General features: G+C 42.0%; 43 protein-coding genes. 42 read left to right on the forward strand and 1 reads right to left on the reverse strand.

The window, feature by feature from the left end:
- Positions 1–13 precede the first annotated feature (13 nt).
- From E5331_RS08170 to E5331_RS08205, 8 genes are all read left to right on the forward strand, one after another.
- On the forward strand, positions 14–433 hold the full coding sequence (locus tag E5331_RS08170; RefSeq protein ID WP_135984501.1) for a DUF4494 domain-containing protein: 420 nt from the start codon (positions 14–16) through the stop codon (positions 431–433).
- 5 nt (positions 434–438) lie between these two features.
- Positions 439–912, forward strand: a complete 474-nt coding sequence (locus E5331_RS08175) for a hypothetical protein (RefSeq protein ID WP_135984503.1) — start codon at positions 439–441, stop codon at positions 910–912.
- Positions 887–1240, forward strand: coding sequence for a hypothetical protein (locus E5331_RS08180; protein ID WP_135984505.1), 354 nt, complete (start codon positions 887–889; stop codon positions 1238–1240). The genes E5331_RS08175 and E5331_RS08180 overlap by 26 nt, the downstream gene beginning before the upstream one ends.
- Before the next feature lie 20 nt (positions 1241–1260).
- Positions 1261–1722 (forward strand): dUTP diphosphatase, encoded by a 462-nt coding sequence (locus E5331_RS08185; protein ID WP_135984507.1) that lies wholly within the window; start codon positions 1261–1263, stop codon positions 1720–1722.
- A 241-nt stretch (positions 1723–1963) separates the two neighbouring features.
- The gene (locus E5331_RS08190) at positions 1964–2557 is read left to right on the forward strand and encodes a tyrosine-type recombinase/integrase (protein WP_135984509.1); all 594 of its coding nucleotides are present in this window, start codon (positions 1964–1966) and stop codon (positions 2555–2557) included.
- 23 nt (positions 2558–2580) lie between these two features.
- Positions 2581–3183 carry a hypothetical protein gene (locus tag E5331_RS08195; RefSeq protein ID WP_135984511.1) on the forward strand — a complete coding sequence of 201 codons (603 nt, stop codon included), beginning with the start codon at positions 2581–2583 and terminating at the stop codon, positions 3181–3183.
- The gene (locus E5331_RS08200; protein ID WP_135984513.1) at positions 3167–3457 is read left to right on the forward strand and encodes a hypothetical protein; all 291 of its coding nucleotides are present in this window, start codon (positions 3167–3169) and stop codon (positions 3455–3457) included. The genes E5331_RS08195 and E5331_RS08200 overlap by 17 nt, the downstream gene beginning before the upstream one ends.
- Positions 3450–4286: a hypothetical protein gene (locus E5331_RS08205; RefSeq protein ID WP_135984515.1), complete on the forward strand. Its 837-nt coding sequence runs from the start codon at positions 3450–3452 to the stop codon at positions 4284–4286. The genes E5331_RS08200 and E5331_RS08205 overlap by 8 nt, the downstream gene beginning before the upstream one ends.
- Positions 4287–4303: 17 nt before the next feature.
- Here the strand turns inward: E5331_RS08205 and E5331_RS08210 are convergent, their stop codons facing one another.
- Positions 4304–5167: a hypothetical protein gene (locus E5331_RS08210; protein ID WP_135984517.1), complete on the reverse strand. Its 864-nt coding sequence runs from the start codon at positions 5165–5167 to the stop codon at positions 4304–4306.
- Positions 5168–5340: 173 nt separating this feature from the next.
- Between E5331_RS08210 and E5331_RS08215 the strand changes: the two genes are divergently transcribed.
- The 34 genes from E5331_RS08215 to E5331_RS08375 all read left to right on the forward strand — a co-directional run bounded on the left by E5331_RS08215 (position 5341) and on the right by E5331_RS08375 (position 24119).
- Positions 5341–5922 carry an Rrf2 family transcriptional regulator gene (locus E5331_RS08215; protein ID WP_135984519.1) on the forward strand — a complete coding sequence of 194 codons (582 nt, stop codon included), beginning with the start codon at positions 5341–5343 and terminating at the stop codon, positions 5920–5922.
- 36 nt (positions 5923–5958) lie between these two features.
- Positions 5959–6261 carry a hypothetical protein gene (locus E5331_RS08220; RefSeq protein ID WP_121698797.1) on the forward strand — a complete coding sequence of 101 codons (303 nt, stop codon included), beginning with the start codon at positions 5959–5961 and terminating at the stop codon, positions 6259–6261.
- A gap of 2705 nt (positions 6262–8966) precedes the next feature.
- Positions 8967–9581 carry a hypothetical protein gene (locus E5331_RS08230; RefSeq protein ID WP_135984523.1) on the forward strand — a complete coding sequence of 205 codons (615 nt, stop codon included), beginning with the start codon at positions 8967–8969 and terminating at the stop codon, positions 9579–9581.
- Positions 9582–9674: 93 nt separating this feature from the next.
- A complete protein-coding gene (locus E5331_RS08235; RefSeq protein ID WP_135984524.1) occupies positions 9675–9902 on the forward strand; it encodes a hypothetical protein in 228 nt (75 codons plus the stop codon).
- A gap of 13 nt (positions 9903–9915) precedes the next feature.
- On the forward strand, positions 9916–10116 hold the full coding sequence (locus E5331_RS08240) for a hypothetical protein (protein WP_135984525.1): 201 nt from the start codon (positions 9916–9918) through the stop codon (positions 10114–10116).
- 19 nt (positions 10117–10135) lie between these two features.
- Positions 10136–10327: a hypothetical protein gene (locus E5331_RS08245; RefSeq protein WP_135984527.1), complete on the forward strand. Its 192-nt coding sequence runs from the start codon at positions 10136–10138 to the stop codon at positions 10325–10327.
- Positions 10328–10439: 112 nt separating this feature from the next.
- On the forward strand, positions 10440–10877 hold the full coding sequence (locus tag E5331_RS08250; protein ID WP_135984528.1) for a hypothetical protein: 438 nt from the start codon (positions 10440–10442) through the stop codon (positions 10875–10877).
- Between the two features lie 138 nt (positions 10878–11015).
- Complete coding sequence (locus E5331_RS08255; RefSeq protein ID WP_135984530.1) at positions 11016–11435, forward strand: hypothetical protein; 420 nt, start codon at positions 11016–11018, stop codon at positions 11433–11435.
- Between the two features lie 12 nt (positions 11436–11447).
- A complete protein-coding gene (locus E5331_RS08260) occupies positions 11448–11753 on the forward strand; it encodes a hypothetical protein (protein WP_135984531.1) in 306 nt (101 codons plus the stop codon).
- 8 nt (positions 11754–11761) lie between these two features.
- On the forward strand, positions 11762–11929 hold the full coding sequence (locus E5331_RS20340; protein ID WP_168355180.1) for a hypothetical protein: 168 nt from the start codon (positions 11762–11764) through the stop codon (positions 11927–11929).
- Between the two features lie 79 nt (positions 11930–12008).
- Positions 12009–12524 carry a hypothetical protein gene (locus E5331_RS08265; protein WP_136013239.1) on the forward strand — a complete coding sequence of 172 codons (516 nt, stop codon included), beginning with the start codon at positions 12009–12011 and terminating at the stop codon, positions 12522–12524.
- A 119-nt stretch (positions 12525–12643) separates the two neighbouring features.
- Complete coding sequence (locus tag E5331_RS08270) at positions 12644–12883, forward strand: hypothetical protein (protein ID WP_135984534.1); 240 nt, start codon at positions 12644–12646, stop codon at positions 12881–12883.
- Positions 12880–13602, forward strand: coding sequence for a DUF4120 family protein (locus E5331_RS08275; RefSeq protein WP_135984536.1), 723 nt, complete (start codon positions 12880–12882; stop codon positions 13600–13602). Before E5331_RS08270 ends, E5331_RS08275 begins: the two co-directional genes overlap by 4 nt.
- Before the next feature lie 11 nt (positions 13603–13613).
- Entirely contained in the window at positions 13614–14591 is a 978-nt protein-coding gene (locus E5331_RS08280; RefSeq protein WP_135984538.1) for a hypothetical protein, read from the forward strand.
- 11 nt (positions 14592–14602) lie between these two features.
- On the forward strand, positions 14603–15436 hold the full coding sequence (locus E5331_RS08285; protein WP_135984540.1) for a hypothetical protein: 834 nt from the start codon (positions 14603–14605) through the stop codon (positions 15434–15436).
- Between the two features lie 12 nt (positions 15437–15448).
- Entirely contained in the window at positions 15449–15730 is a 282-nt protein-coding gene (locus E5331_RS08290; RefSeq protein ID WP_135984542.1) for a hypothetical protein, read from the forward strand.
- Positions 15731–15736: 6 nt separating this feature from the next.
- Positions 15737–16060 carry a hypothetical protein gene (locus E5331_RS08295; protein ID WP_135984544.1) on the forward strand — a complete coding sequence of 108 codons (324 nt, stop codon included), beginning with the start codon at positions 15737–15739 and terminating at the stop codon, positions 16058–16060.
- Between the two features lies 1 nt (position 16061).
- Complete coding sequence (locus E5331_RS08300) at positions 16062–17117, forward strand: hypothetical protein (protein ID WP_135984546.1); 1056 nt, start codon at positions 16062–16064, stop codon at positions 17115–17117.
- Complete coding sequence (locus E5331_RS08305; protein ID WP_135984548.1) at positions 17114–17305, forward strand: hypothetical protein; 192 nt, start codon at positions 17114–17116, stop codon at positions 17303–17305. The genes E5331_RS08300 and E5331_RS08305 overlap by 4 nt, the downstream gene beginning before the upstream one ends.
- A gap of 78 nt (positions 17306–17383) precedes the next feature.
- Positions 17384–17635: a hypothetical protein gene (locus E5331_RS08310; RefSeq protein ID WP_136013240.1), complete on the forward strand. Its 252-nt coding sequence runs from the start codon at positions 17384–17386 to the stop codon at positions 17633–17635.
- Positions 17636–17649: 14 nt separating this feature from the next.
- On the forward strand, positions 17650–17937 hold the full coding sequence (locus tag E5331_RS08315; RefSeq protein WP_135984552.1) for a hypothetical protein: 288 nt from the start codon (positions 17650–17652) through the stop codon (positions 17935–17937).
- Positions 17934–18185, forward strand: a complete 252-nt coding sequence (locus E5331_RS08320) for a hypothetical protein (protein ID WP_135984554.1) — start codon at positions 17934–17936, stop codon at positions 18183–18185. The genes E5331_RS08315 and E5331_RS08320 overlap by 4 nt, the downstream gene beginning before the upstream one ends.
- Entirely contained in the window at positions 18176–18472 is a 297-nt protein-coding gene (locus E5331_RS08325; RefSeq protein WP_135984556.1) for a hypothetical protein, read from the forward strand. The genes E5331_RS08320 and E5331_RS08325 overlap by 10 nt, the downstream gene beginning before the upstream one ends.
- A 5-nt stretch (positions 18473–18477) precedes the next feature.
- Positions 18478–19074 (forward strand): hypothetical protein, encoded by a 597-nt coding sequence (locus E5331_RS08330; RefSeq protein WP_135984558.1) that lies wholly within the window; start codon positions 18478–18480, stop codon positions 19072–19074.
- 2 nt (positions 19075–19076) lie between these two features.
- The gene (locus E5331_RS08335; protein WP_135984560.1) at positions 19077–19361 is read left to right on the forward strand and encodes a hypothetical protein; all 285 of its coding nucleotides are present in this window, start codon (positions 19077–19079) and stop codon (positions 19359–19361) included.
- Positions 19339–19866 carry a hypothetical protein gene (locus E5331_RS08340; protein WP_135984562.1) on the forward strand — a complete coding sequence of 176 codons (528 nt, stop codon included), beginning with the start codon at positions 19339–19341 and terminating at the stop codon, positions 19864–19866. Before E5331_RS08335 ends, E5331_RS08340 begins: the two co-directional genes overlap by 23 nt.
- Positions 19863–20243, forward strand: coding sequence for a hypothetical protein (locus tag E5331_RS08345; protein ID WP_135984564.1), 381 nt, complete (start codon positions 19863–19865; stop codon positions 20241–20243). Before E5331_RS08340 ends, E5331_RS08345 begins: the two co-directional genes overlap by 4 nt.
- Before the next feature lie 82 nt (positions 20244–20325).
- Positions 20326–20493, forward strand: coding sequence for a hypothetical protein (locus E5331_RS20345; protein ID WP_168355181.1), 168 nt, complete (start codon positions 20326–20328; stop codon positions 20491–20493).
- A gap of 24 nt (positions 20494–20517) precedes the next feature.
- Complete coding sequence (locus tag E5331_RS08350) at positions 20518–21231, forward strand: Lcl C-terminal domain-containing protein (protein WP_135984566.1); 714 nt, start codon at positions 20518–20520, stop codon at positions 21229–21231.
- 88 nt (positions 21232–21319) lie between these two features.
- Complete coding sequence (locus E5331_RS08355) at positions 21320–21844, forward strand: hypothetical protein (RefSeq protein WP_123542198.1); 525 nt, start codon at positions 21320–21322, stop codon at positions 21842–21844.
- Between the two features lie 12 nt (positions 21845–21856).
- Complete coding sequence (locus E5331_RS08360) at positions 21857–22243, forward strand: PcfK-like family protein (RefSeq protein WP_135984568.1); 387 nt, start codon at positions 21857–21859, stop codon at positions 22241–22243.
- Between the two features lie 21 nt (positions 22244–22264).
- Positions 22265–23560: a PcfJ domain-containing protein gene (locus E5331_RS08365; protein ID WP_135984570.1), complete on the forward strand. Its 1296-nt coding sequence runs from the start codon at positions 22265–22267 to the stop codon at positions 23558–23560.
- Between the two features lie 5 nt (positions 23561–23565).
- Entirely contained in the window at positions 23566–23883 is a 318-nt protein-coding gene (locus tag E5331_RS08370) for a hypothetical protein (protein WP_121698769.1), read from the forward strand.
- A 2-nt stretch (positions 23884–23885) separates the two neighbouring features.
- A complete protein-coding gene (locus E5331_RS08375) occupies positions 23886–24119 on the forward strand; it encodes a hypothetical protein (RefSeq protein ID WP_135984572.1) in 234 nt (77 codons plus the stop codon).
- The last annotated feature ends 40 nt before the right edge of the window (positions 24120–24159 follow it).

Below are 24159 nucleotides of genomic sequence, written 5' to 3' on the forward strand. Positions count from 1 at the left end.
AAATCCCATTTATATGTTAGCTTACATTGAAGCGAAAGTTCGATTCAAGAAACAATTAGAGAATGGCAAAATCAAAGACGTTGTTGAGCCATATCTCGTGAAGGCCGATTCTTTTACAGAAGCTGAAGCTCGTGTCACTAAGGAAGTGACACCTTACATTTCAGGAGAGTTCTCAGTGGCTGCCGTTACTAAGTCCAATGTGTCTGAAATCTTTTATGACCCCAATGGCGATCGCTGGTATAAGGTTAAAGCCAATTTCATTCACATTGATGAAAAGACCAACACTGAGAAGTTGGCCCCGGCCTACTATATGGTTCAGGCATACGATTTCCGTAGTGCTCTCGACAACTTTATGAAAGGCATGAAGGGTACGGTTACAGACTTTGAAGTTGCCAGCATCACAGAAACCAAAGTTATGGATGTGTTTGAGTAAACGCTATGGATTACAAGACAACTATCCTCAAAGAGAAAGTAACAACTGACGAGACACTGCTTCCAGAGATAGCTGATCTGCATTTTGGATTCTTAGGTGAAAAGAAAGCTGTATTTGATTATACAGCATATCTTGAAGCCAGTAAACTTCCAGCGATTGATCATCGAGTGTTTATGAGGGCTAATAAGCATTTTATAGAGACCCTTACTAAAAATGCTAACAAGAAAACCTCAGAACTTTTCTATCAAAACACCGATGGTCATATCCTGGTAGATGCGGAATTAGCTTTTATCTTCATAGCTTATGTGAACCCTGAAATGTTTTTGTACTTCAACAGCATATTGGTGGATGCCATAACTGATGGAGTTGCTTACAGTCACGGCTTCATATTTAGTATGGCAGCTGAGAGATTGCCGTCAGACGTGCTAAGCGATATAATCAAAGATAGAGAGAATGACGCAGCAGGAAGTGAACAATAAGCCGACCACAATCGTGGCATTTGATTCGTCATACATTCTGGTGGCGATATTCAAATCCATAAGCGAGGCCGCCACTTTGACTAACACAATCCGTCAGTCCTTAATCAAAGCAGCCTATGGGAGCATTATCTCAGTCAATAAAAGATACTGGAGAGTGGTTCCCCCGGATTTTCAGATTGAGCCTGATGATGTGGGTAAACTGACTTTATTTGAGTTTGATGAAGCTGTAGGAGATGATCGAAAGATTTACACTACGCGGAAGATGCTCAAAAATTCTGTAATGTTGGAGAGTGAATATCTTGCTCTCCAGAAATCCCAAGGAAAATAATCTCATAACAAATATAAAAAATGAAAGTAGTTCTGTTATCAGAGGGAGCTATGGTTCCCAAACGAGTAAATGAGTTTGCCGCCGGCTACGATCTCTTTACTCCCAAAGATGTGTTGGTCAATCCTGGCCGCAATATGATTCTACTCGACATATCGGTTGAGTTAGACCCTCAGACTGAAGGAGAGGTCAGGCCTTGCAGTGGTTTCTCAATTAAGGGAATGAAAGGATATTCTCTTAATGACCCCAACACTGAGAAGCGATTTGATGCCGATGTAATCATTGGGACGGTGGACGAAGATTACAGGGGCATAGTGGGTGTCATCATCAAGAGCTTTGAAAAAGAGCCTTTCCTCATCAAGCATAAGGAGAAAATCGCACAGCTTGTAGTCAAAAAGTATGTTGGCACTCCGTTTGAGATTGTCTCAGAACTTACGACTACAGACCGAGGCACTAAAGGTTTTGGTCAGCTGGAACACCAGTAATCCGATCCATACAGCACAATCAAGGAGCGTGAAGTTGAAAGGCACACGCTCCTTTTTTAATGACCTTTCCTATATAATTAAGGTGTACCTATTGTAAAAAGTGAAACTTCCTTAAATACTTAGATAGCACGTTACCAGTGTTTTAAGTCAAGTTTAACATTTTTTAGAAAGTGAAACTACAAAAATATTTGGTGGTTTCACTTTTTGGAATTAATTTTGCGATACCAAAACCAAAAATTGTATGAGTAAAAAAGGAAGCGTGACTACGGCCGACTATCTGCCGTATGCCGATTATCAAAAACTTGTTCAGACCCTTATTGATGAAAAGAAATATTGGTGGGCCTGTTATTGCATCCTGTCTTTTTGTACCGGGCTGCGCTTTTCTGATGTATGTAAACTAAGGTGGACTGACGTGCTTGACCAAAGGAAGATTATTATCACGGCAAAGAAAACCAATAAGACTCACGTTATCCCAATCGGACAAAATGCTTCTGACCATTTCACTTCTCTTTATAAAAAGATGGGTAAACCTCCCAAAAGAGACATTATCCTTGTAGGGCAAAAAGGAGAAGAGGGAAAGGCTGTGTCAATTCAGTATATCAATCGCACCTTAAAAAAATGGGCGGTAAAATATGATCTGGATATTGACAATTTCAGCACTCACACATTTCGGAAAACATTTGGAAGGTATGTATATGATAAAGGAGGTCAAGATGAAAAGACTCTTATGTACCTCAATCGAATTTTTAAGCATACCAGCTTAGATACTACGATTACATATCTTGGTATTCGTAATGATGAAATTTCAAACATCTTTGATTCTATACAGATATAAGAATGGAAAGTCGATGCAGAATAATGAGTAAAATCAAATATTGTAGTCTTTGTGGAAAGAAAATCTGGATGCAGAACTACAATACCCAAAATCGTATCGCTCATATTATGGTCAGAGATAGTGTCTGTTATGAGTGTGCGTACTGGGAAGATTTGATTGCTTACCCCCCAGAATATATGGAGGTGGTCAATCATCAGTGTCTGCGTCTGCATCCGGTTGCCGACAAAAAGGATAAGACCCTTATTCTCGGAGGTAAGGGAAAGATGAGATATTTTATGCGTACCGACGGTTCCCTTATTCAGTCAAATGATATATGGGTTATAGGCACCATACCGGACCGATTTTCCTCACAACTTCCCACCTCAGCAGTAGAGATAACCTTGAAAGCATATCGTCAACTGAAGAAAAGCAATAAGAAATGTCAGGCTCGTGCGTGTCTGGATCGCTATCATTGTTTCAGATATAACCGGGCATTGGAGAATGATGAAAGAGGCCCATTCAATACAGTTCCACCAAAATGGAATGTAGGTGATGAACATTGTGGTTTCTTTATCAATCTCCAGGATATAAAAAGTGATGAAAGCAGTATAATCAGTAAACCAAATTCCAATGAAACAAAAAACTGAAGAGTTGCTTAAACAAGCACAGCAGATTATGGGGAAAGACTCAGACTTCCTCATAATCGCTCACAAAGATGGGCAGTGTGGTGCCGTTGCCCACGGAGAAACTGATAATATTGCTCAGGCGATATTCTCTTGTATGCACCAGCCCAACAATCCTATCGGCTCGACACTGTATCGCATCATCAAGCTCATTGTGTTGAACACAATGCAGAATCCTTCGCCTTATGCTTCTGATCTCATCAACGCAATAGAAAAAATCCTCCCTGACGATGAGTAACAAGTATATGCCATACGATGTGTCAGATATAGACACATTGATGAATGAACCTTGGGAAATCAGTGACCAGCCATTCATGCTCCATGCAGCCTATGCTCTCAGCTGCCTCTATGATATTGTGGCCCCAGAGGATGACGAAGAGTTTACTCCAGAGGATATATGGGGGTGCAAGATTGAGAAAAAAATCCTTGACCGTCTGGTTTTGGATATTGCTGATGATTTCAACGATGCAGCTTCCAATCGAAAGCAAGTCCGTATATGGGATAAGAATTACTCAATCCGAAAAGTAAACGCTTATGATCACAAGCGTCTCAATCTCATCTTCAGCTTCCCATTGGAAAATGGAGAATATACCTTGACCAAAGAGGGGGTTCTTAATCTGGGCGGTCTTGTAGATCCTATGCTTAAACCTTATGAGGTAACAAAAGAGCAGGCCAAAGTCAATCGCACCTATCTCAGACAAGTGATTATGCTTGCCGAAGATGATGAGAACAATGGTTGGGATCAACTGACGGATATGGAGATTGTGGTATATTGTTGGGCACTTTTCTACAATAAGCACCAGTACGATAACTTTATCCACTTCAAAAAAGAATACAAGGATTATCTTTACGTCACTGAGAAGGATATTCTCAGCTGTCTTAATGAGAAATCCACACTCAGACAACAGCCGGTGGGAATGTATGCGTTTTCGTATGATAAAGTTCTTGCTTGGAATAAAGCTAACGGCCAACAATCATTCGCTGACAAGATTCCAGCTGATAAGGCAGAAGATTATTGGTATGATGTGGCCTTGAAAAAGACTTTCAAACCGATTGATCAACGATAAGATGAGGGGGGATTGCATTATGCTTTCCCCCTCATCTTTTTGACCTCTTTCATAAAGAATAAACCTTCAGTATAATCTAAGATATAGTTACCGGCCTTAAATCTATCTAAATGTTTCTTTGAGCCATTATCCCGATCCATCACAAGTTCAAAGTTCTCATTTAGGTACCAGTACACATTATTCTTTCCTTTTTTGGGTGCTTTTACAAATTGATGACACCGCTCATTATAGAACCAACCTTGCTTAGATGTAGCCGCGTGTAATCGTTTTATATCAGCCTCCAATGCTGGTTTTAAGGGTGTATAGTTAGAATCCACCCAATAATCCATTTTAAGTTCATCCCCCTCCAGATACGCCAGAAAATGATATTTGGAATTGTCTGACTCTAAGAACATACCCACATTTGGCTCATCACTATTGGGGTTTTCAATAGTGCCATAAAAATATTTTTTAGGGGTGTACAGTTTCTCAAACTTACCAAATCGAACATGAAAATCCACCCCTTTCTCAAATAAGAGGCGTTTCATCTGTAATATCCGGGCCTCATCAAGAGGTTTTAATCTCCCTGGCTCCAGAACCTCCATATCATTTACGATGAGATTTCCATCATAGTCACAATAAGCAGCTAAAATTACTCCTGCCGGCGTGCTATTTCCGACCACACCCATTGTATTGCCATAGCTAACAAAATCACCAGCTCCAAATCCAAACTCTATCCAATCAAGAAATTCCTGATATGTTGAAGTAGATTTGGGAATCTGAGAGACACGAATGTCCCCTCCCTTAAACCGTTTGCGACAATATGCGAGAACTTTCTGCCAGTCCTCGTCTGGGAACTGGCAATCAGAAGTGTATCGGTATATTTGATTCAGAGTTTTCATCTGGAACGGTCTTGTCTTTTTAACCTGCAAAGTTACTATTAAAAATTAAAACTGGGTGAATTATTCGCCCATTATTTTGTCCGAACTTAAATTTTTAATAATTTTGCAACTTGCAAATGAGGATGTTGCCACATCCTGACGTGATGAAAGCAGTGTTATGAACAATTCATAACATGAAGCGAGTACCAAATAGAGCTAAACTCCCACCCCCGGAGCCGATTATCATCAAGCTCGATCAAAAACAGCTTAGAGGCAGAATAGTCTTGCCTAAAGTCAAGTATCAGGTAATTGCATCCGTAGAGGCCGATGAGGTTTTTGACGGAATGGTTATCCCACTCCCCAAAGTCCTGATATATTTTCTTAGCAAGAATGAATTGATGTTGCTTTCCACCATCATCGAAGAAACCAATGAGAATGGTGATTGTGCATTGTCGTTAAAAGAGATGGCAGTTAGAATGAAGATTTCTACTCCTACTCTTAGCAACTGTCTGTATTCTCTCAGAAAAATCGGGTTATTACTGGAGACTCCAAATGGGAAAAAGGGTGGTGGCCGACTCCGTAAACTCAATTATCCAGCTATCCAACATTTGAATGACCTCGTTGAAGGCGAAGATCCGGGTATTTACACTCGGATCAGGAAAGCCTCACGCAAAATCAATATCCTCAATCTTACCAAGGATGATGTAAAGGGGGCATACGATACCCACGTTCTTGACCCAGACCACGATCCGGCAGAGGAAGAGGAATATGATTAAATTGATGAAAGCAGTGTTTTCAAAAACTGAAACACAATGAGCAGACCGATACCGTTTGAGTTCCAGAAATTCGGGAACCTGACCTTGGTAACACTGGATTCCAGATTTGCCGACTATGATTTCAAGCCGGTAATGCAGAATGGAAAGATGATGATGCAAATTCCTGAAAAGACCATCAAAGATTGCCGTAACATTGACGGATGTGTGTATTTCCATCTTGGTAGAGTTTCTGATCGGGTTATGGTTGACCTTATCGAGAAATTCCAAAAGCTGAAAGTCGAGAAAGGCTGGAAGCCTGGAAAGGGCTTGGTTGTACCTGACAACAAATTCATAATCTGAGATGGACTTCAAAGAACATCTGCTGTCACTTCATTGGAACACGTTTGCCAAATATCCGGCCCAAGGTTCGGACATTTACATTCACTGTTACACTGATGACGGTAGCAATCACAAGTTTTTCAGAGTACGACAGTTCAATGCTGTCTGCTTCGACTTCCAGAGCATAGTGAGCAAATCATCCAACAAACACCAATGGCGGTTCTCTTGGCTGCCAGTAGAAAAAACTGAAGAAAGTTATGATACCCGAAATTCTGATTAGTGCGATGATGGCCGTTTCGCCTTTCCATCCAAAGACCCCGATACCTGATGTACCCAAACAGTACGCAATCCTGACTCCCGGAGAAGAGAGCCGAAAGCCAATATCCAGAAAAGAGCGCAGGGCAAACAATCGGCGCAGATCCTGATGAAAGCAGTATTCCTCTCTCCACCGACTATTATGAAATGAGCACGAGTTTTTGTCTCATACAAATTTTGGTTTACAAGTGCGCTGGGCTGTGAAGCTCGGCGCATTGTTTTTGTGGCTGGGGTGGTCGAAGGCCACGAAAGAAAGAACAACAAGAAAAAGAAAAAACAGAAAAAAGAAAAACCGACAGAAAAAGAAAAAAGAAAAATAAATAAAAAGAAAAAATAGAAAGAAAGGGTCCACTCTCCCTCATTCCTTTTCTCCTAAAGTCGAAAAGGAAATTCGGTCGAGTGGCCCGCGCACACGCGAGCGCGCCCAAGGCAGAGAACTTCTTAGTAATCGTAGCTCCCTATCCCAGTATCTTTATCAAAGTCTGTTCCCCTCATTCCCAGTAAACCTTCAAAAAGACTGTTTAGAGATTTTTTGAATAGAGCTTAGTTCCTATCCCAGTATTCTTACAAAAACTGTTTTGTGATGTTTGGAAGAAGTGTTGAGGAAGTTTTAGGGAGTGGAAGGAGGTTTAAGGTTTTTCTTTTTTGAAATTCTTAAAACTTTCCCAAATAAGACCGCGCCCGCCGCCGGCCTCGCCCCGCCGATCGCCCCCAGTCCAAAAACCGATTTGAAAAATCGCCCCCGGAAAAATTTGGGCAAGTGTTCTGAGAGGTTTCTGGTGTGCCAAAAACAAGAATTTTTATGGTTGCCAAATATCCTGAACGGACGTTGAGATGAAATATGCCCAAATTTGCCCCATAGGAGGCCGTACAATCAATTTTGTGTGCTGAGATGTGTAGTTGTTCATTTGAGGTTGAGAAAGGCGAAATTTGGGGCATTTTAGACGGTTTTGAAAATTGGCTGGGATGACCTCTCAGTATTAAGAGAAAGAACTGAGGTGCTGTAAATTAGGTAAGCTAAGATGGCTCAGGGGTTTAGCCGATTTTGGCTTAAAAATGATGGTTTGACGCCGATTTCTGGGAAGAAAATTGGGTCGATTCAAAGGGGTTTTGTGGGACTGGGATGGCACTCATCCTACCAGTAAAACATCTACCAAAAACGAGATTTGAAAATTGGGAAAAATTTACATCTGCCTTGAAGAGCAAGGGAGGCACCCACCCCGGTTTTTTATTTATTTTCAGATAGTTAGCTCCATTTTGGCTTATTTTGGTTTCACTTTTGCAATAAGTGAAACATACATTTTTAGACTGAAAAACCGACTTTAAGTGTTAAAAAGTGTTTAATTGACAATGATTGCCGATAATTGCTTAATTTTCAATGTTTTGACTCAATTTTGAAAATTTGGTTTCACTATTTTTCAAAAGTGAAACCTTTTTATATATAGGTGTAACTCCATATTTTAACATTTATTTAACACTCCAAAATACCCTCATCCATTTTTCGGACTATTCCAAACATAAAAATAAACCTTTTCACAAAAAATTTTCAAGAAAAATAAAGATTTTTAGTGTACTGAAAATCAATCAATTACACTCTTTAAAACAGCCTTACACCTTAATAGATATAAAAGAATGGGTTTATGAAAAAATTTTTTGTAGATAGTGTTGTAACCGTCCACAGACCACTGCAATATTGTGGTGTAAGATTTGAGAAACGAACAAGCCAGTTACGACTCACAAACTTACCACCACACAGACATAGGTCAGAAGATATGTGGTCGCTTCCATTAAGCAATGCGTTGCAATACGCAAAAAGCATCTTTATGCTCCCTCTTTAGGGACGTATTGGCTACCAACGTGGCTTGAATGGTCTAAACGGTGCAACCCGTAAGTGAGCGAGGGGGGCAGTCCGCGCGGTGACGATGCGCGGCGACACGGCATAGGGTCCGCATTGGCGGGTACGACCGATGACGTGTGAAGTCAGGCGCAAAAAGTCTGTGCTATGCTGAATAAGCGAGAAAATAGGTTTTGCCACAATTTCGGGGTTGCGCCCGAATGAGCAGAACTTGCCTGTAAGCGTGAATTGCAAGGGGTATGTATTACCCGCCGCAATAGCGACCCAAGACACTAACGCATTGTCGGATAACTACCGACCTGTCGGAAAATTGAGGTGAGGTGTGCGCAGATTGTCGCAGGAGTCATGCTGCGACCGTCTTGGATAATGACTCTATAGGGCGAAATGTATCCGTTGTAGGGGTGCGAGTCCCCTCCGCCAAAACACTTTATAGGGTGAGTCCGTAAAAGCGGCACAGGGAGTGTGGCATATTATGCCCTTGCAATGTACTCCCCACCCACTATTCATTCATCTAAAAGCAGTTGTGCCCGCTCTCGTGTGGGGGCACTATATCATCATGGCAAAGCAGAATACTATGACTGCAAAGCAGCAGAATGCGGGTTGGAATGCAGTGGTCAAAGAGACCCACACCCTCAATCAAGTCCTCAAGTCCTTTGGGGGCATCATGTCTAAGAAACTTCCCGAATTGGAAGGGCTTACTGTGAGCGAGTTTCTGACCGCTAACGGCATCGAGGTGACTAAGAGCAAAATCTCTGTGTCTACAATCCGCAAAGCGTGGAATGCCGGAATGCTTGTGGATAGCAAGCTCGCTGTGTTCAAAAACGTGCCCGCTCTGTGGACTCCCCAAAAGGGCGATGACCTGTGGGAAGAGAATGTCCGCGCTTTCCGTGTATGCTCTAAGGAAGAGGCGGAAAAGTATGTGGCAAAGGGCGAGTGTGAGTTTATCACGGTGTATAAGCTCGTGGCTGTGGATGACTATCGTTGGGACACTGCAATCATTGCCCGTGCTATGAAACAAGGTCAGAAGTTTGACAAAAACAATGACCGCTCGGTTGAGTCTGAACTTGCTTGGAATAGCATGGAAGAGGCGTATATCGTCTATGACGTAGTGGAAAAAGATAAGACCACACACAAAATGCGTCGCATCTCTATGGATGACGTGAAATTCTAAATCTATTTTCGGGTGTATGCCGTAAAACCGGCTGCGTGGGGCGTGGAATGTCGCCCCTCACTCACTAATGTCTAATTTTTCAATCATCGTAAAATGGATAATCGTATCGACTTTGAGGCGTGGGTAAAAGCCAATATGCCCGCCCGTTGTGTGGAAATTGTAAAGGGCGAACTCATGACCTTTGTGCGCCTTTGGGGGCTGAACTATTTGAGTGAGGCACTTGCCGCTTTCAAAAAATCAGCACAATGTGCCGAAATGCGCGACATACAATTCAAGGGCAATCGTCTTATAGTGGCTTATGCTAATGATTGGAACAAATAATCATCGACTAATTATGAAAACTATCGTATCTGTTATAATTCTTTCTCTCTCCCTCGTATCGTGTGCAACCTCTAAAACGTCTTGTGACGCAAGTTGGGAGGCATATTGTCAAGCGTATAACGTGAACCCTTCTGCACCGACTGAAGAGGAAGAGAATTATTATCTCGATTGTTGGGCTGGCTCTGTAGAAGAGGAAGCGGCTTTGGGACTTTAATGTTTAAAAATTTAAGATTATGCTTAACGATTATGACCTCTTTTGCAAACTTCACAATGAGTATGTGGAGATATGCGAAACAATGCAAAATGAAAGTATGACTTACGTTCTTTCGCCTGATGAGATAGCACCTGAAAAGCGTGAACGTGCCAAAGAACTTGGTGCGAGAATATCCTCAATAATGCGCATGGAGCGACATCTTGAAAAATGAAATGGTTGGCTTACTTCATTTGTGTGCAACGATGATGGATGCACATATTGGGCAACAAATGCAAATCATCCTTATGGAAGTGGTCATATCGTAAACCTTTAATTCTGACATAATGGCAACTAAAGTCATCAAAGGGGCATCTATACCCCAATCTGAGCTCAACGCATATAGCGTTGGGCTTCTTCGTCTTAGGGAAATACAAATTGCAGTCAATAATTTCAAATCAAAAGATATTGAGTTTATCGGACAATGCAGTATCTACCGCAAGAAAATCATCATCGGCAAAATTGGTAATGATTGGGCGGTCAAAGGACGTGAAAAAGAACTTGAACGCAAATATGGCACTCGCTACGGCGGACCCAAGTTAGAAGAGCATTACAGTATTATCGGCAAAAGAAGTGTGTGCATTTATCGTGATCCGTATCGTGATAAGACAAAACCACTTCACAAGATGACTGCTGAAGAGATATTTCAAGCCTGTAAGGGCGTATCATGTCCTAAACACCAAGGTCGCGGGAACGGACATTCGGACATTGGAAAATATAAATAACATCAACCCAATAAAATTTATCAAAATGATTAGAACAGTTTATTTCATCTGCGGTCGCCCTCGTGTGGCTGTGAGAGTCGCCTCCTGTGCTGGTGGCGTGTACGTCAATTACGCTAACCCTTCAAAATCCAACAAAAAATGAAATCGCTTTTCAAACTCGCTGCGGTCGGCTGTCTCGCCGCCGTTCTCGGTGTCGGCTGTGCCGTCGCCGCTTCTTTCGTGAAGTATCAGGACGAAATCATGGAGCCCATCGCGGATTATTCGTCCGAAAACCGCCCTGTGAGCGGAATGTTCTTCTCCACTGAATATGTGGTGGAAGAGTACGAGTATGACGATGCTTATTGTCTGCTCTATGACGATGCCGATGCAAATCTCTTCGAGTGTGAAATCATCGTTGACCTCGAAACTTATGAGCTGGTGCAGTATCATATCAAGAATGACCGCAAACTCGTCGGCTCTCTGGTGCTGAATGACGATTACAGTTATGACGGTCTGGAAGTGTTCACCTTTATGCCCGACCCTGAATTTGAGATGGCAGACGCAAGTGCAAATCTCTAAAAATTCCAAGCGATGAAGAAACTCATTCTCACAATCATTCTCGCGGTGGCTGCTGTGTCCGCTTATGCTGCCGATGATGTCAAAAACGACACAATCCCCGTGAATAACTCCCAAATCGTGAAGATAGTCGAGGACGAAAGCGTCAACTCCAAGGGAAACAAAACGACGAAGTTCTATTTCCTCTACAATGGTGAGCTGATACAGGCTTCCCGACACGTTGTGGAGTCATACAATCTCTGCAAAAAACACGATGCAAAATGCCGCCTCGCTGTGGTGGTGAACAAGAAAACCAACCGCAAACGTATCATTCTAAACTAATATCAACTATGGCAAATTATGATGCAATGACCACCTCCGAACTGGAGGAAAAGCGCGACAATCTTGCGGAACGAATGATGCAGTCAAACGACACTGCTGAAATCGAACTGCTCAGTCAGGAAATCGAGGGTATCGAGGATATTCTCGATGAGCGCGATCCGCTGGCAGAGGATTAAACTGCCAAAATCAAAATCAATAGCCGGTGCTTCATCTGAGGTGCCGGCTTTTTTCTTTCACTTCTAAAAATCCAAAACAATGAGAATAAATTTTTCAAGCGTATTAGAAAGCGTATTCGCTCAATACGAGTCAACCGATGAGTTAAAGTCTGCTGCCAATGGTCTTATCAAGCAGGTTCAGGCCGCTTATGAGACTCGATATACAGAAATCGCTGCCGGTGCGTCAAATGTCAAAGCCAAAACCGCTACTCCGGCACCCACAAAGACCGAAACCAAGTCCAAAAAGGACAAAGCACCCAAGGCAAAGCCTGTTGAGGCTCCCAAAGCTGAAACTAAGATCGCCGGCGAAACTGATACTCTCATCGCCATAACCGACACGGCTGCCATCAAGAAACTCGGTCTAACTTTCGAGAAATACAACGACCGTTGCTGGGTGCTTCGTGGCAATACCAAGCCTCTCCGCAAAGTCCTCAAAGAACAGTTCAAAGGCGTTTTCAACAGCTATTTGTCCGGTGGTGAGGGCTGGGTTATCAAGACCGCCAATGTGGATGAATGTGCCAAGGCTCTCGGCTTAAAACTACCCAAGGCTGCATGAATCAATCGGATGAGCATAAAGGGCAGTGTTTGCCCAGAGCATTGCCCTTTATCAATTATTAACATCCATTAAGAAAAATCTGAGCAACAAATCTTCTAATAAACAAAAACGGACTCACAATGAAAAAGACCTTAATCGAAATTCTCAATGCCGTGCTGACTATTCTTGTCGGCATTGTTACGCTCATTCTCTGTGCAAGACGTAAAATGTGGCTTAAAGTGAGCCGCAACCTCCTCAGACCTCATTTCGGCATTGAGACCAGGGCTTATCGGAAGTGGCATGACAAACGCTCTGCCCACATCCAGAAGCTGCTTGACAAGGAACACAAAGACAACACCAATATAATTTCATTCGTATGACACCGAATATCTCCAAAATAATTCAGACCATGAGCAATATTGTGGCTGATGTTATGACTTCATTCCAGTCGGATTTTGAGAATTTCGATCGCCCATATATCGAGAACGCCGACAGTTCTAAGTTTCCGATGATTTGGATTGTCGGGAAATCCCATACCCATCTCTTGAATTTGGGCGAATATGAAGAGCACTTCAGTGAAAACGAAGTGGCACGATTTGCCTATGTTCAGGGTGGCAATCCTTTTCTCTCTTTTCTCGATGCTTTAGGCAGTGACCATCTTTTCTTGATTGAGCCGGATGGTGTTAGAGAAATCACTGAAAAGCAAGCGCGTGAAGTCTGCCGCGACATAGTGACTCCAGTTGCTGAAAAGTGGATAAAAGAAAATGGTCCACTTCCAACAAAAGTCCAAGTGCCGGTCAAGTTCTTCAACATCACACTATCCAAAATCAAAGAACTGATCCGCGAATGTGAGGCGCACAATGATAAATCCCTTATCGAGATTTTCCGTCGCTTTCATAACTATCGCCGTGTCGCAAAAGACCAATACATCCAGATTTCCTACAATCCCGGATATAACGAGTTTACTTTTTGCGAGTACACCAATGGAAAGCAAGGTCTGGTAGGTGGCATCATCTTTCATGGGTGGCCCGAAACAGGCTATATGGTGAACGGTTCGTATCAAATGGAGCCAACATACGGTTGGTCATCACACACTTAACTTTTACAACCATGTGCAATGAAATAAAACCCTGGGAGCCTTATCTTCCAGAGCATGTCTGCCTTTACTATGTGGACTATAATAGCAACCTTGATGGCAACACAAAACAACTTCAGAAGTGTATCGAGGACAACAATCTTTATCCCATATCAGAATCCATAGATGAATGGTGGGATTTTCCTGAAGGTCAGTATCTCGAAGATATGCAGAGGGCTATGGAGAATGACGATATTGAATGGGATGATGACTGGAGAGATGAGATCATCGAAGCATTGCGCAAAAAGGATGACAGCGACCCGGTGAAAGACCTAATCCGTAACACCTCCGATATCCACTGCTATTTTGACCTCGGATATGATGTTGATGAGCCATTCGGCGCCGATGAGGAAGAGCAGGAAGAAGAGATTGACGGCATTTGCAAGGTGCTGAAAATCGCCAAGGATTCTCCTATGCGTGAGAAAATCGCCGGAATTTACTATAACGCTTCTTATGGTGGTAGCCTTCGCATATATTTCCCGGCTGGTCTGCTGACTTTGCTTTCCGGTAATGGCTGGGATGGCAGTAAGGAAGATTTCAAGTCTATCAAATTCAAAGGGAAATTCCGCGTGGTCATCATTGACACAATGAATGGCAGTGGTGATTTTGAGGATGACATTGAGCTTGATGTTGAATATGATTTTGACCGCTCATTACTCGGTGTATCTGAAGAGGACCATTACGGATTTGAAGAGATTTTCGGTGACGATTGCGGAATTAAGCATTGCGAAACTCCGACTTTTGAAAAGGAAACAGAAGCAGAAACCGTCCACGTCGAAAATGAAGCACTCGCTCAGGAACGTGAAAGACAGCAGAAATACAATGACACTTTCAAAGCTGGCAAATGCACATTCGGCGACCGTGATATGAACCGACACCGGGATATTCAATACAGCAACGTCTTTCCATGTGGTTGGCATTGCCCTCACTGCGGCATGACATGGGTTGACTAAAAAGTAAAGCCATGAACGATAATCTATTGATTGAGACCAAGGAGATTGGTAATCACCGAATTAAAATATACTATGACGCATGGGGGCAGAGTCCAATCACAAATTCTGATATGGCTGCTCGGTACTTGTTTGAGTATAATGATTGCTATCATCATATTCTTCACGAGGAATGTAACTGGAAGGACTGGTTCCTTGAAAATCGGCACTCTCTGGAAGATGCACTGCGCTATATGGCGGCAAACGTTGTGAAGCAAAAAGACATAATCAATTACTACAAAAAAGGTGAGATTGACGGTCTGCGCTTCATCTATGATCGACACGAGCGTGAGTGGAAATTACAGACATGGGAAGAATGGCTGGGCGGTTGGCACACTCGATATGAGATTGAGCCATTTGACCTCAAAAAGTACGATGTTCGCCCTGAGTTAGTCGAGTGTCTGAGTAAAGATGACCTCATATCGCTCATTCAAGACTGCGCTAAGGATTTTGTCATCAAAGAATGGAGTACCACCGGATATTCTCAGGGAGATTTGGTGAAGGGCATAGCCTATATGTCGAAAGAACGATATGACAAAATGGTCGGAGACACCGGTAAGCCTTGGAAAGAACACGCCGATTATCTTATTGACTTGGAAGTCAAAGAAATTGGAATGTGGATGTGGGGCGATGTTAAAGGCTATGTTCTTGAAAAGAAAGTGCCATTCACTAAAGTCTATGACGATGATGATCGTGAGGATGAAGAGGATGTCGAATGGGAAGAAGTCGGCTCCTGCTGGGGATTCTTTATGGAAACCGAAGAACTCATTGATGAGGTGATTTCGGAATACAGTCTAAAATCCGCTTAATCTACAATCAAAATGTTACGATATCCAAATCCGATATACTCCAATAGCTTGAAAAAGAAAATCAAGCAAATCAACAAGACCCAAGCGCGCAAATTGTATGAGGCTGGGGAAACAGTTTATCTGCTTCCCTGCCTTTGCAGAGTCGATGGTATATGGGTTTCTCCATATCCCATTGATAAGGAACACGCTGTATGGTGGGGCGACTCATTTGACAGCGATGTCCTCAGTTTCACTAACTATAACTGCTGCTCAGAATTGGGTAAATATCCGATATTCTTCAAAGAAATTAAATGATAACCAATGGAATTTATCAACTGTAAAAATCACGACGGTCCGATGACTGTCATTGCTACTGGAGAGCAATTCATCTTCAAAGATAATTTTAGTGGTGTGGTGGCGATTGCACAGCGACTCAATATTGAAGAGGAATTGGGCACTGATAAAGCCACGTTTGAAGTTGAGTATTGTGCTCAGATAAATGAAGAGACAATCAAGCGCATTATTTCAAAACATCAGAACCAGTATATGCCTGTTAAGGTTAAATATCATTTTAATCTCAATAAAGAGGCTGGTACTGGAGGGTTGCCGTATTATCTGGAAATCAAAGCAATAAAACGTAAATAAAATGGTATCACAAGAAATAAGAGATGCCGCCCTGAGATATTCGGAAACTAAGTATTTCATGCGGGACGGTCAAAAGTATGAGATAAAAGTCAAAATCTCATTTGATGATGATTGCAACAATAAACATTTCGATTTCAGTGTAACTGGAGAGATTGTTCGCATCACTAAAAATGGTCGTCGTATCGATGATATGTGTGACTGTATTCATGATGAAATTCTCCGTTATTTTCCGCAGTATGCATCTTTTGTGGAGATGCACTGTCGTAACAGAGAGGGTATGTCGATGCACCCATTCGCTAACGGGTTCTATTATCTTACTAAGGGCAACACCAAAGCTGTAATGGAAGATTGGTGGATAACCGAAGAGGATGGAGAAAAAGCTGTTAGGCTTTTCAAAGCAGTGGACCAAGAAGAGTTCACTTACTTACTCTACAAGTTAGGTTTTACAGAGCGTGCAAAGGTAAAAGCTGAATTAGCCATTCAGGAACTTGAAGATTTGACCGGGAAAACGTGGGTTAACCCTTATACTCCCGAAGAAGAGCGTCTGTATAAAATGCCTGAAGGCCTATTTGAAAAAATAGAGCAGAGACTGTCCGAAGGCTATTATACCGAGGAAGCTATAGCCCAGCGAGCAGCAGAAGAAAAAGAACGTAAGTTTAATGAAGCCCGTCAAAAAATTATTGAAGAGGCCCGTACTCAAACTGAGAAAGTGAGGGTTAAAAGGGATATAATGCTCTTCATCCTTGATGCAGGGCTTCCGATAGACAATGTGATTTATTATGATCACGTCAAACGAGTTGTGTTCAACTGGCAGGACGCTTCATATCGCTCTCATATTACTTGGGAGGATTTAGATAAGCTAATGGCAAAGTCTGATGCCAAGTATCATATTCCGGCTTATACCGTCTTTACGCTTGAAGAGGCTTACAAGCAAAAGATAGACCGAGGAATGGTAATTATGGGCGACGGATTTGAGTCTTGCTGGACCGGGGAACCGTTACCTTACCATCATAATTCTCACAGTCCTAAACGTCAAATCCATCAGGACAAAAAATGAAAGTAAAATCAATGACAGTTGCGGAAGGGAAGCGTGTAAATATTTCACGCTTCCCCAACTTCCATCGTAGTGGTTCAATTATCGGTATGAAGCAAAAATTCTATGGACGTAACGCTTTGTTAGTTCGCTGTGGCTCATACATTTATAATGTTACAAGTGAGCCAAGTATTTATGAACAAGCCAAATGAATAAATATGAAAACTAAACTATACTCCCAAATCAGGTTCGTTCAAAGCACTGATGAGGACTACAATAGGATAGAAGCTGTGTTTAGTGGGATTAGGGCTGGATATTGTGAAGGCAATTCTCAGCCAGTTATCGACTATCTCAGTGACTGGGATGATGAAGAGAATGAGCTTACCGAAGAGATACCGATGATTGCCAAAATGGGCGATACATCTTATTCCGATGAAAACGGCGTTTACACTCTTCTTTACAACTCTTCAATCGGTGGTTGCTTCCTGCTTTATAGAGAGGCGACTGAAGATGAGATGGATTGGCATGGCATTGTTCCCTGAAACATTCTAAAAATATGGAAGAACGACTTAAAAAATTGAAAAAGATGTCGAGGCAATATCGCTTCGACATCGACGGCAGCTTTTGTAAAAAATGGAATAACGGAATGGGGTGTCTCACATTCGTAGTTTTACTTGAATCTGAGAAAAAAGTGTTGGTTAATTCAACAATCGCGCGTACAAAAGATTATGAAAGAGTTGCAGAAATCTTCCCAGAACTTGAAATAGTCAAAGTCGCATACGGCTATCCGATTTTTTACAATCACTCTATGCTTTGGGCATATAGAAATGGCTATGTAGGATGAAAGTAGTTTTTAGAATTTATCCTGACGGTCAGGTTATCGCCCTTTTTCCTGAAGAGAGTGATAAGCGAACTGGCGGTACGATGTCTTATATGCACATCGGACAACATGGAGATGCAGATTATTATGGTGTGATTCAGCAGACGAAGCCTGCTACAGAAGCTCAGTATCTGCCTCTTTTTAATGAGTTAAAAAGCATTGGTTATAAAGACCTTCAAGTGCGTCAAAAAGCTAAACTCAAATGGGTATAAAACAATCAAAAGAGGAATTGGAAGTATTCAAACAAAAGGCTATGCGAGCTTATGCAAAAGCCAATAAAATATCCATCCTCATTTTCATCAGAGAATCTTACTCACATGAATTGGTCGCTGTTTCAGTTCAAGAACGGACAGACTATAAAGGCGACCCTTACTATACTTTCGGTAGATTATATCATGTATTTGGCGAGCAATGCACCTATGACCAGTGCGGTTGCGCCACCTTTGATGATGAGATGAAGGTAAGAATGGCTGCTTATCAATTCTTTGGAATAAAATAAATGCTATGGTCACAAAAGAAATTACAAAAGAGCTGGTTGAACAGCAAATGAATAGCACTCTTAGCTATTTTCCTTGGGGTGGCAAAGTGATTGCTGTACGCCAGAATCAATGGGGCGAATGGATTGCTGACTGCAAGATTCCTGGTCATTATAGCAGGGATTGTGATGGCCCTGGTGGTCACTATTACCGTATGGAGGATGCAGACTGTCCTATCCGTCAATTTATGGTTCTCCTGGAATATCATGAATCCAGATTTGGTATGGAGCCTTGGTGGATGACAAGATATTTTGAGGCAAAAAACGATAAACGCCTCTACACTTTTCCCGAAGAGGGTGGTTTTTTCGATCCTGATGCGCCACGAAGCCCTTACATACTTGCTAAAATAAAAGCCACTATCGAAGAACATCCTTGCCAATGGGAGCTTCAGGAAATGTGGGGTGCGTTCAGTGATATTCCCATAAACACTGATGATGAGATAGAAAAGCCATTCTACTTCTGGGAGGCTGGCACCTCCCGGTTTGAGATATGGCACTGGTTTGATAATCTATGCCCAAATGGTCTTGCAGTGGACCTAATGGGCGAAACTCCAAAAAATTCATAACTATGAAACCGAATGACTATATTTCTTATAATGGTAAAGAATATCCGTTATTTCAAGTCGATATTTTAGATCAAGAAACAGAAGAGTCAGCCGAGAACATGGAGTTTATGACAGTAACAGTTGCTACTCAATCACTCTCGGACCAATTAATTGATTCTGCTACAGGAATGCCTGTTGATAAAAGCGCAGAACGGCTTGATAACGAAATATTTTTCTACATTCCTGATGAGCTGGCAGAGCGAGAGGCATGTGAAATAGCTGATTATGTATCTGATAATTGCTGGTGATATGGAACATATACATATATCTGATGGTGCATGGCGCTGGGCTTACAATAAGTTCTACAAAGAACGCTATGCGCATTATAGAAAATCTGGAGTATCTGCCGCCGAAGCGATTGACCAGGCATTTCAGGAAACAGTGGACCTCGAATTTCATCCATACTTCCCCGAACAACGCCCCATAAATCAGAGATTAATGACCGAATGGGGAGAAAAGCATCAACAATTGTTAGAAGGCGAACTTCATATTGCAATCATAAATGCTGACTCTATTTCTCCGGAGGTGGGCATTATCAAAGTGAAGTGGGGATGGTTGCGACGCGATCTTCCCCAGTGGTTGATTGACAATGGTCATTATGACTATTTCTATGAAATTCCAGACGATGAGGATGAACTGATTGAGCACTTCCTTTTCGTTTACTGCGATTATAGTCAGAGCAATTTGCACTGGCAATGTGTGCCACCTGACACTCAATTCAAACGATTAACAATTAAAGATTTCCAGAAATGAAACATACTGATTTTTATAACCAGTACAAATATTTGGATGCTTGTACTGAGAATGAGCTTAAAGCCGCTGTAAAAGCTCATGGAAAGGAATATGTATTCATCCATACTGAAAATGATGATGACGATGACCATATATCGGAGGAAAGAAACAATGCTCCCATCATTTCAGCTTCAACCAAATGGATGAAAAGTTATGAGGATTTCTATGTTACTCGCGTCGTCATTGATAATTTCGATTGTGTAGTAGTCTATGGATTTCCTAAAGATGGCTGGTCTGACGATGAGCAAGAGCTGACCAGTATAGCACACGGTCAGTTGGAATACGTTATCGACGAAATTCCTGAAACTGATGAGGTACAGGATGTGACTATTCCTTAAAAACTCTTAAAAATCTCGTTCCCATTCCAATTTTTCAACATCACGAGACTATTCAGATAAAAACCATATAAACTTCTAAAATATGACTTCACAAGCGATGAACTGCCTTGAATTATATCGAGGCGGCAACCCTTCTACTATCAAGCAACTGCTTCAGCACCAGAAGCCTTCAGTGGTTGCGGAACTGAAAAATCACTTCGGCACTAACGACCTCGACAAGTTGGCTGTGTGTCTCAGCAAAGGTAAATAACACATCACTTAAAAGTATAACAATATGATCTCAGACGAAATCGCAAAAGTAATCTATGCTTCTCTCCCGACAGATGAGAAGTTGAAACTCGCTCTCTACAGTGACTTCGGTGAAGAAGCGCCGGCAGTGTATGACTTCATCAAATCTCCTGTAAAGGAGAGTGAACAAATCAAAATAGATATCCAACAATCTGAAGGCTCCCACCAGGCTATCCTCAACGATGGCGTTTACTACATCTACGAGGATAACACCGTTGAAATGTTCGACTACCAAAAGCGTAACGCTCCGACACAGACTGTCAAACGTATCGGTGTGGTAATGGGCAGTCATGCTATCGCGGTCAATCTGGAGGATTACCCGGAACAGTCTCTCACCAATCAGAAAGACAACACCAACTATGACGGCTACATCTCAGAATATGACGATGCAGTTGCTGACTGGAATGGTCAAGCCAACACTGAGCATATCAAGTCTATCGGCACCGGCATAGAGCTGAAGGATGACGAGTGGATTCCGTCAGTCGCCGAACTCTACCTTATCTATCTTAATAAGCGGTCAATCAATGCCGCCATCGAACTTAGCGGCGGTAGCCGCATAAAAGATGGCTGGTACTGGACCAGCACTGAGGGCTCGGCGACGGGCGCTTGGGGCTTGGCCCTGTACGACGGCGACCTCCACGACTGGCGCGCTAAGGTGCAGGACAGCGGCTACGTCCGTGCCGTGGCAGCATTTCATTAACCCTTAACCCCTTTATCCCTTTAACCCTTGGAGCGAAGCGACCGCGAGCGAAGCGAGTTAGGGATAAAGGGGTTCAATTTCTACTTTTATGAAACGCCCCGACCTTGATAATGTTCGTGAATTATTACGAGCAAAAAATTATGAGGCAGTTGCAGAAATAGAACCTCAAATTATTGAATACTGTAAACAAAAATTAAATAATTGCATTAATTCCATAGAATTGATGCAGACTCTTTTACTTACACTTGAATCGCAATATAGTGAAAAGGAGAAAGACTCAACAAATCCATTACCGGATTATTTATTGGGTCTGACAAACAGATTGATAAGTGAATATGAATTGCTTAGAATAGATGACTATCAATCGCTTCAAGCTAATGATGTTACCTTATATTACTGGAAACACAAGAAAAAATTGAATGTCAATCCAGTGATAATCAATAAGGTAATTGAGGGGTCTAAAGTGCATATCCGATATACCCATCACGAACCTCCAAATGGTTTTGAACACACTTTCAAAGCCAACAATTTCAAATTCGCAATCAGGCAGTTAGCTTCCTCCGCAAAAGTGGAAGTAAACACAAAATATACATTCTTTTTCTTTAACTCATAAATATCTTTCAATATGGAATTTACCCCTTTTGAAACAGCAATCAAGAAATATCTTGACAAGCGCGCCGAAGAAGATCCTCAGTTCGCAGCATCATACACTAAACCAAATAAAAGTATCGAAGAGTGCTGCAAGTACATCTTTCAGCAAGTCGAAAAGAACAAGCCGAAAGGTGAGCGTTGTGTCGGTGTTTCCGATGATGAGGTGTTTGGACTGGCAGTCCACTACTATGATGAAGATGACATCGTGGTAGATGGCCCTAAGAATAAAGTGGAAGCCGTACAAAGCCCCTCACCTGAGCCGGCTTCATCTCCTGAAAAGCCTAAGCAGCGTAAGCCCAGAAAACCCAAAGCTGCTGTTGATCCCAATATCCCGGAGCCTCTGGATATTCCGATTTTCTAATCAATACATCGTAATTACAGGATGAAACCAAAGACTAAACTTCAGAGAAAGATTTTGGCATTATCTCAAACTCTTTCTCCGTTAAGCGACTATCAGTATAAAGAAGCTGTTAGAAAAATCGCTATTCATATAGCCAAATACAGTCCTAAGAGGGGATATGAATGTTTGGATTGTGGCCACACTTGGACTGGGGCAGAAGCCAAAAAGGTTGTGTGTCCTCATTGCTCTGCAAAGCTGGAGGTTGACAAAACCCGCAAGAGAAATTTCTGTGATAAAGCATATTTTGCAGTCGTCACTAAGTGCCAGGGATTTCAAATTGTTCGGATGTTCTTTATGCAAACCAATTTGAGAAAAGGCGATAAACCGACTTATTGGATTTGTGAGGCATTTCAACGATGGCTTTCCCCTGATGGCACACTCACAATAGTTGGGCGTGCCCGACACTGGATTTCCTATTATTGTGATTGCTGGAATTGGGATAGTGATATGGAGATTAGAAGTGAAGGTCCCGGTCATATGATAACCCCTTGGAAAGTTGTCGGTCATTCATCGGTAATTCCTGAAATCAAACGAAATGGTTATGCTGGTAATTTTCATAATTGTTCGCCATATACACTTTTCAAAAGGCTCTTGACTGATAACAAGACGGAAACGGCATGGAAACTTGGTCAATACAAAATGGTGGCTTTCTCTTTGGCAAAACATTATGAGTTTGTTAAATATTGGCCATCTGCAAAAGTCGCTTTCCGGCACAAATACCAGATTAAAGACCCTTCAACTTGGTATGATATGCTCGACGCTCTTGAATACTGTGGGAAAGATTTGAGAAATCCAAAATTCATCTGTCCTGACAATCTTAAAGAGGCTCATGATTTATGGATTGCTAAAAAGCGAGCTAAGATGGATGAAGCAGATAGACGAAGAGAGCGCGAGAGACAAATGACACCTTTACAACGCTATGAGGTTAATCACAAAGTTGATGAAGCTCGATATAAGAAAGCCAAATCAATATTTTTAGATCTGGAATTTGTCGATAAGGAAATTGTGGTCAAACCTCTTCAGTCGGTAGAAGAATTTGTAGAAGAGGGTGAATATATGCACCACTGTGTCTTCACTAATAGGTATTATTCTGACGACAATGTGCTTATTTTTCATGCCCTGGTTAATGGTGTGTCAATCGCAACTATAGAATTTTCTTTAGAGGACTTCTCGGTCCTCCAATGCCGTGGCAAATACAACCAGGTTCCAGAACACTTTGACAGAATAGTATCATTGATTAAGTCTAATACTTCAAAAATTATATCAAAAATCGCATAACAGCTATGACTGAAAATCTTAAAATCGCTATGATAGCCATCAATAAATGGCTGTTTCATGGCTGGAATTACAAGGTAGTTCCAATGACTGTCACCTTTCCCGGTGGTGGTGCAGATACGGTAAATGTGCCGGAATTTCTCAAAGAAGTGAAATGGACTTGTCATATCAGTCACATGCTGGGAAAGTGGCAACACGCTACCAGAACTCAGGATCCTGACACCTATATGGTCAAGTTCTATGCAGACCTTGACGATAAGAATCGCAAGCTCTTGCTGGAATGGATTATCCAAAACTATAACGGCGAAAAGCCTTTATTCTCATAGCTATGGAAGTATTCTGTGTAACAGTTGAATATGAGGGTGTTCGACCTTCAGACAACTATACTTCTTTCACTCTGTGGGCAACCCTTGAAGGTGCCAGACGCGCCTTAAAGCAAGAACGTAAGGACATTCTTAAAAAGCCCGGATGGTCTGAAGATACCATTGAAGCAGATGAAGATGACCGTTTTTCCGCTACAATAGATGAATATTATAGCGAGTCTTACAATGAAGTTGTCTAAACTATTTTGATTTGTGAATTTTTTTAAGGAAAATAACGAT

The organism is Lepagella muris, from assembly GCF_004793975.1.
Taxonomy (GTDB): domain Bacteria; phylum Bacteroidota; class Bacteroidia; order Bacteroidales; family Muribaculaceae; genus Lepagella; species Lepagella muris.

Excerpts from the sequence above, each read along its gene's own strand:
- E5331_RS08170 (WP_135984501.1), top strand. The coding sequence starts at position 14 with ATGTTAGCTTACATTGAAGCGAAAGTTCGATTCAAGAAACAATTAGAG.
- E5331_RS08175 (WP_135984503.1), top strand. The coding sequence starts at position 439 with ATGGATTACAAGACAACTATCCTCAAAGAGAAAGTAACAACTGACGAG.
- E5331_RS08180 (WP_135984505.1), top strand. The coding sequence starts at position 887 with ATGACGCAGCAGGAAGTGAACAATAAGCCGACCACAATCGTGGCATTT.
- E5331_RS08185 (WP_135984507.1), top strand. The coding sequence starts at position 1,261 with ATGAAAGTAGTTCTGTTATCAGAGGGAGCTATGGTTCCCAAACGAGTA.
- E5331_RS08190 (WP_135984509.1), top strand. The coding sequence starts at position 1,964 with ATGAGTAAAAAAGGAAGCGTGACTACGGCCGACTATCTGCCGTATGCC.
- E5331_RS08195 (WP_135984511.1), top strand. The coding sequence starts at position 2,581 with ATGAGTAAAATCAAATATTGTAGTCTTTGTGGAAAGAAAATCTGGATG.
- E5331_RS08200 (WP_135984513.1), top strand. The coding sequence starts at position 3,167 with ATGAAACAAAAAACTGAAGAGTTGCTTAAACAAGCACAGCAGATTATG.
- E5331_RS08205 (WP_135984515.1), top strand. The coding sequence starts at position 3,450 with ATGAGTAACAAGTATATGCCATACGATGTGTCAGATATAGACACATTG.
- E5331_RS08210 (WP_135984517.1), bottom strand. The coding sequence starts at position 5,167 with ATGAAAACTCTGAATCAAATATACCGATACACTTCTGATTGCCAGTTC.
- E5331_RS08215 (WP_135984519.1), top strand. The coding sequence starts at position 5,341 with ATGAAGCGAGTACCAAATAGAGCTAAACTCCCACCCCCGGAGCCGATT.
- E5331_RS08220 (WP_121698797.1), top strand. The coding sequence starts at position 5,959 with ATGAGCAGACCGATACCGTTTGAGTTCCAGAAATTCGGGAACCTGACC.
- E5331_RS08230 (WP_135984523.1), top strand. The coding sequence starts at position 8,967 with ATGGCAAAGCAGAATACTATGACTGCAAAGCAGCAGAATGCGGGTTGG.
- E5331_RS08235 (WP_135984524.1), top strand. The coding sequence starts at position 9,675 with ATGGATAATCGTATCGACTTTGAGGCGTGGGTAAAAGCCAATATGCCC.
- E5331_RS08240 (WP_135984525.1), top strand. The coding sequence starts at position 9,916 with ATGAAAACTATCGTATCTGTTATAATTCTTTCTCTCTCCCTCGTATCG.
- E5331_RS08245 (WP_135984527.1), top strand. The coding sequence starts at position 10,136 with ATGCTTAACGATTATGACCTCTTTTGCAAACTTCACAATGAGTATGTG.
- E5331_RS08250 (WP_135984528.1), top strand. The coding sequence starts at position 10,440 with ATGGCAACTAAAGTCATCAAAGGGGCATCTATACCCCAATCTGAGCTC.
- E5331_RS08255 (WP_135984530.1), top strand. The coding sequence starts at position 11,016 with ATGAAATCGCTTTTCAAACTCGCTGCGGTCGGCTGTCTCGCCGCCGTT.
- E5331_RS08260 (WP_135984531.1), top strand. The coding sequence starts at position 11,448 with ATGAAGAAACTCATTCTCACAATCATTCTCGCGGTGGCTGCTGTGTCC.
- E5331_RS20340 (WP_168355180.1), top strand. The coding sequence starts at position 11,762 with ATGGCAAATTATGATGCAATGACCACCTCCGAACTGGAGGAAAAGCGC.
- E5331_RS08265 (WP_136013239.1), top strand. The coding sequence starts at position 12,009 with ATGAGAATAAATTTTTCAAGCGTATTAGAAAGCGTATTCGCTCAATAC.
- E5331_RS08270 (WP_135984534.1), top strand. The coding sequence starts at position 12,644 with ATGAAAAAGACCTTAATCGAAATTCTCAATGCCGTGCTGACTATTCTT.
- E5331_RS08275 (WP_135984536.1), top strand. The coding sequence starts at position 12,880 with ATGACACCGAATATCTCCAAAATAATTCAGACCATGAGCAATATTGTG.
- E5331_RS08280 (WP_135984538.1), top strand. The coding sequence starts at position 13,614 with ATGTGCAATGAAATAAAACCCTGGGAGCCTTATCTTCCAGAGCATGTC.
- E5331_RS08285 (WP_135984540.1), top strand. The coding sequence starts at position 14,603 with ATGAACGATAATCTATTGATTGAGACCAAGGAGATTGGTAATCACCGA.
- E5331_RS08290 (WP_135984542.1), top strand. The coding sequence starts at position 15,449 with ATGTTACGATATCCAAATCCGATATACTCCAATAGCTTGAAAAAGAAA.
- E5331_RS08295 (WP_135984544.1), top strand. The coding sequence starts at position 15,737 with ATGGAATTTATCAACTGTAAAAATCACGACGGTCCGATGACTGTCATT.
- E5331_RS08300 (WP_135984546.1), top strand. The coding sequence starts at position 16,062 with ATGGTATCACAAGAAATAAGAGATGCCGCCCTGAGATATTCGGAAACT.
- E5331_RS08305 (WP_135984548.1), top strand. The coding sequence starts at position 17,114 with ATGAAAGTAAAATCAATGACAGTTGCGGAAGGGAAGCGTGTAAATATT.
- E5331_RS08315 (WP_135984552.1), top strand. The coding sequence starts at position 17,650 with ATGGAAGAACGACTTAAAAAATTGAAAAAGATGTCGAGGCAATATCGC.
- E5331_RS08320 (WP_135984554.1), top strand. The coding sequence starts at position 17,934 with ATGAAAGTAGTTTTTAGAATTTATCCTGACGGTCAGGTTATCGCCCTT.
- E5331_RS08325 (WP_135984556.1), top strand. The coding sequence starts at position 18,176 with ATGGGTATAAAACAATCAAAAGAGGAATTGGAAGTATTCAAACAAAAG.
- E5331_RS08330 (WP_135984558.1), top strand. The coding sequence starts at position 18,478 with ATGGTCACAAAAGAAATTACAAAAGAGCTGGTTGAACAGCAAATGAAT.
- E5331_RS08335 (WP_135984560.1), top strand. The coding sequence starts at position 19,077 with ATGAAACCGAATGACTATATTTCTTATAATGGTAAAGAATATCCGTTA.
- E5331_RS08340 (WP_135984562.1), top strand. The coding sequence starts at position 19,339 with ATGTATCTGATAATTGCTGGTGATATGGAACATATACATATATCTGAT.
- E5331_RS08345 (WP_135984564.1), top strand. The coding sequence starts at position 19,863 with ATGAAACATACTGATTTTTATAACCAGTACAAATATTTGGATGCTTGT.
- E5331_RS20345 (WP_168355181.1), top strand. The coding sequence starts at position 20,326 with ATGACTTCACAAGCGATGAACTGCCTTGAATTATATCGAGGCGGCAAC.
- E5331_RS08350 (WP_135984566.1), top strand. The coding sequence starts at position 20,518 with ATGATCTCAGACGAAATCGCAAAAGTAATCTATGCTTCTCTCCCGACA.
- E5331_RS08355 (WP_123542198.1), top strand. The coding sequence starts at position 21,320 with ATGAAACGCCCCGACCTTGATAATGTTCGTGAATTATTACGAGCAAAA.
- E5331_RS08360 (WP_135984568.1), top strand. The coding sequence starts at position 21,857 with ATGGAATTTACCCCTTTTGAAACAGCAATCAAGAAATATCTTGACAAG.
- E5331_RS08365 (WP_135984570.1), top strand. The coding sequence starts at position 22,265 with ATGAAACCAAAGACTAAACTTCAGAGAAAGATTTTGGCATTATCTCAA.
- E5331_RS08370 (WP_121698769.1), top strand. The coding sequence starts at position 23,566 with ATGACTGAAAATCTTAAAATCGCTATGATAGCCATCAATAAATGGCTG.
- E5331_RS08375 (WP_135984572.1), top strand. The coding sequence starts at position 23,886 with ATGGAAGTATTCTGTGTAACAGTTGAATATGAGGGTGTTCGACCTTCA.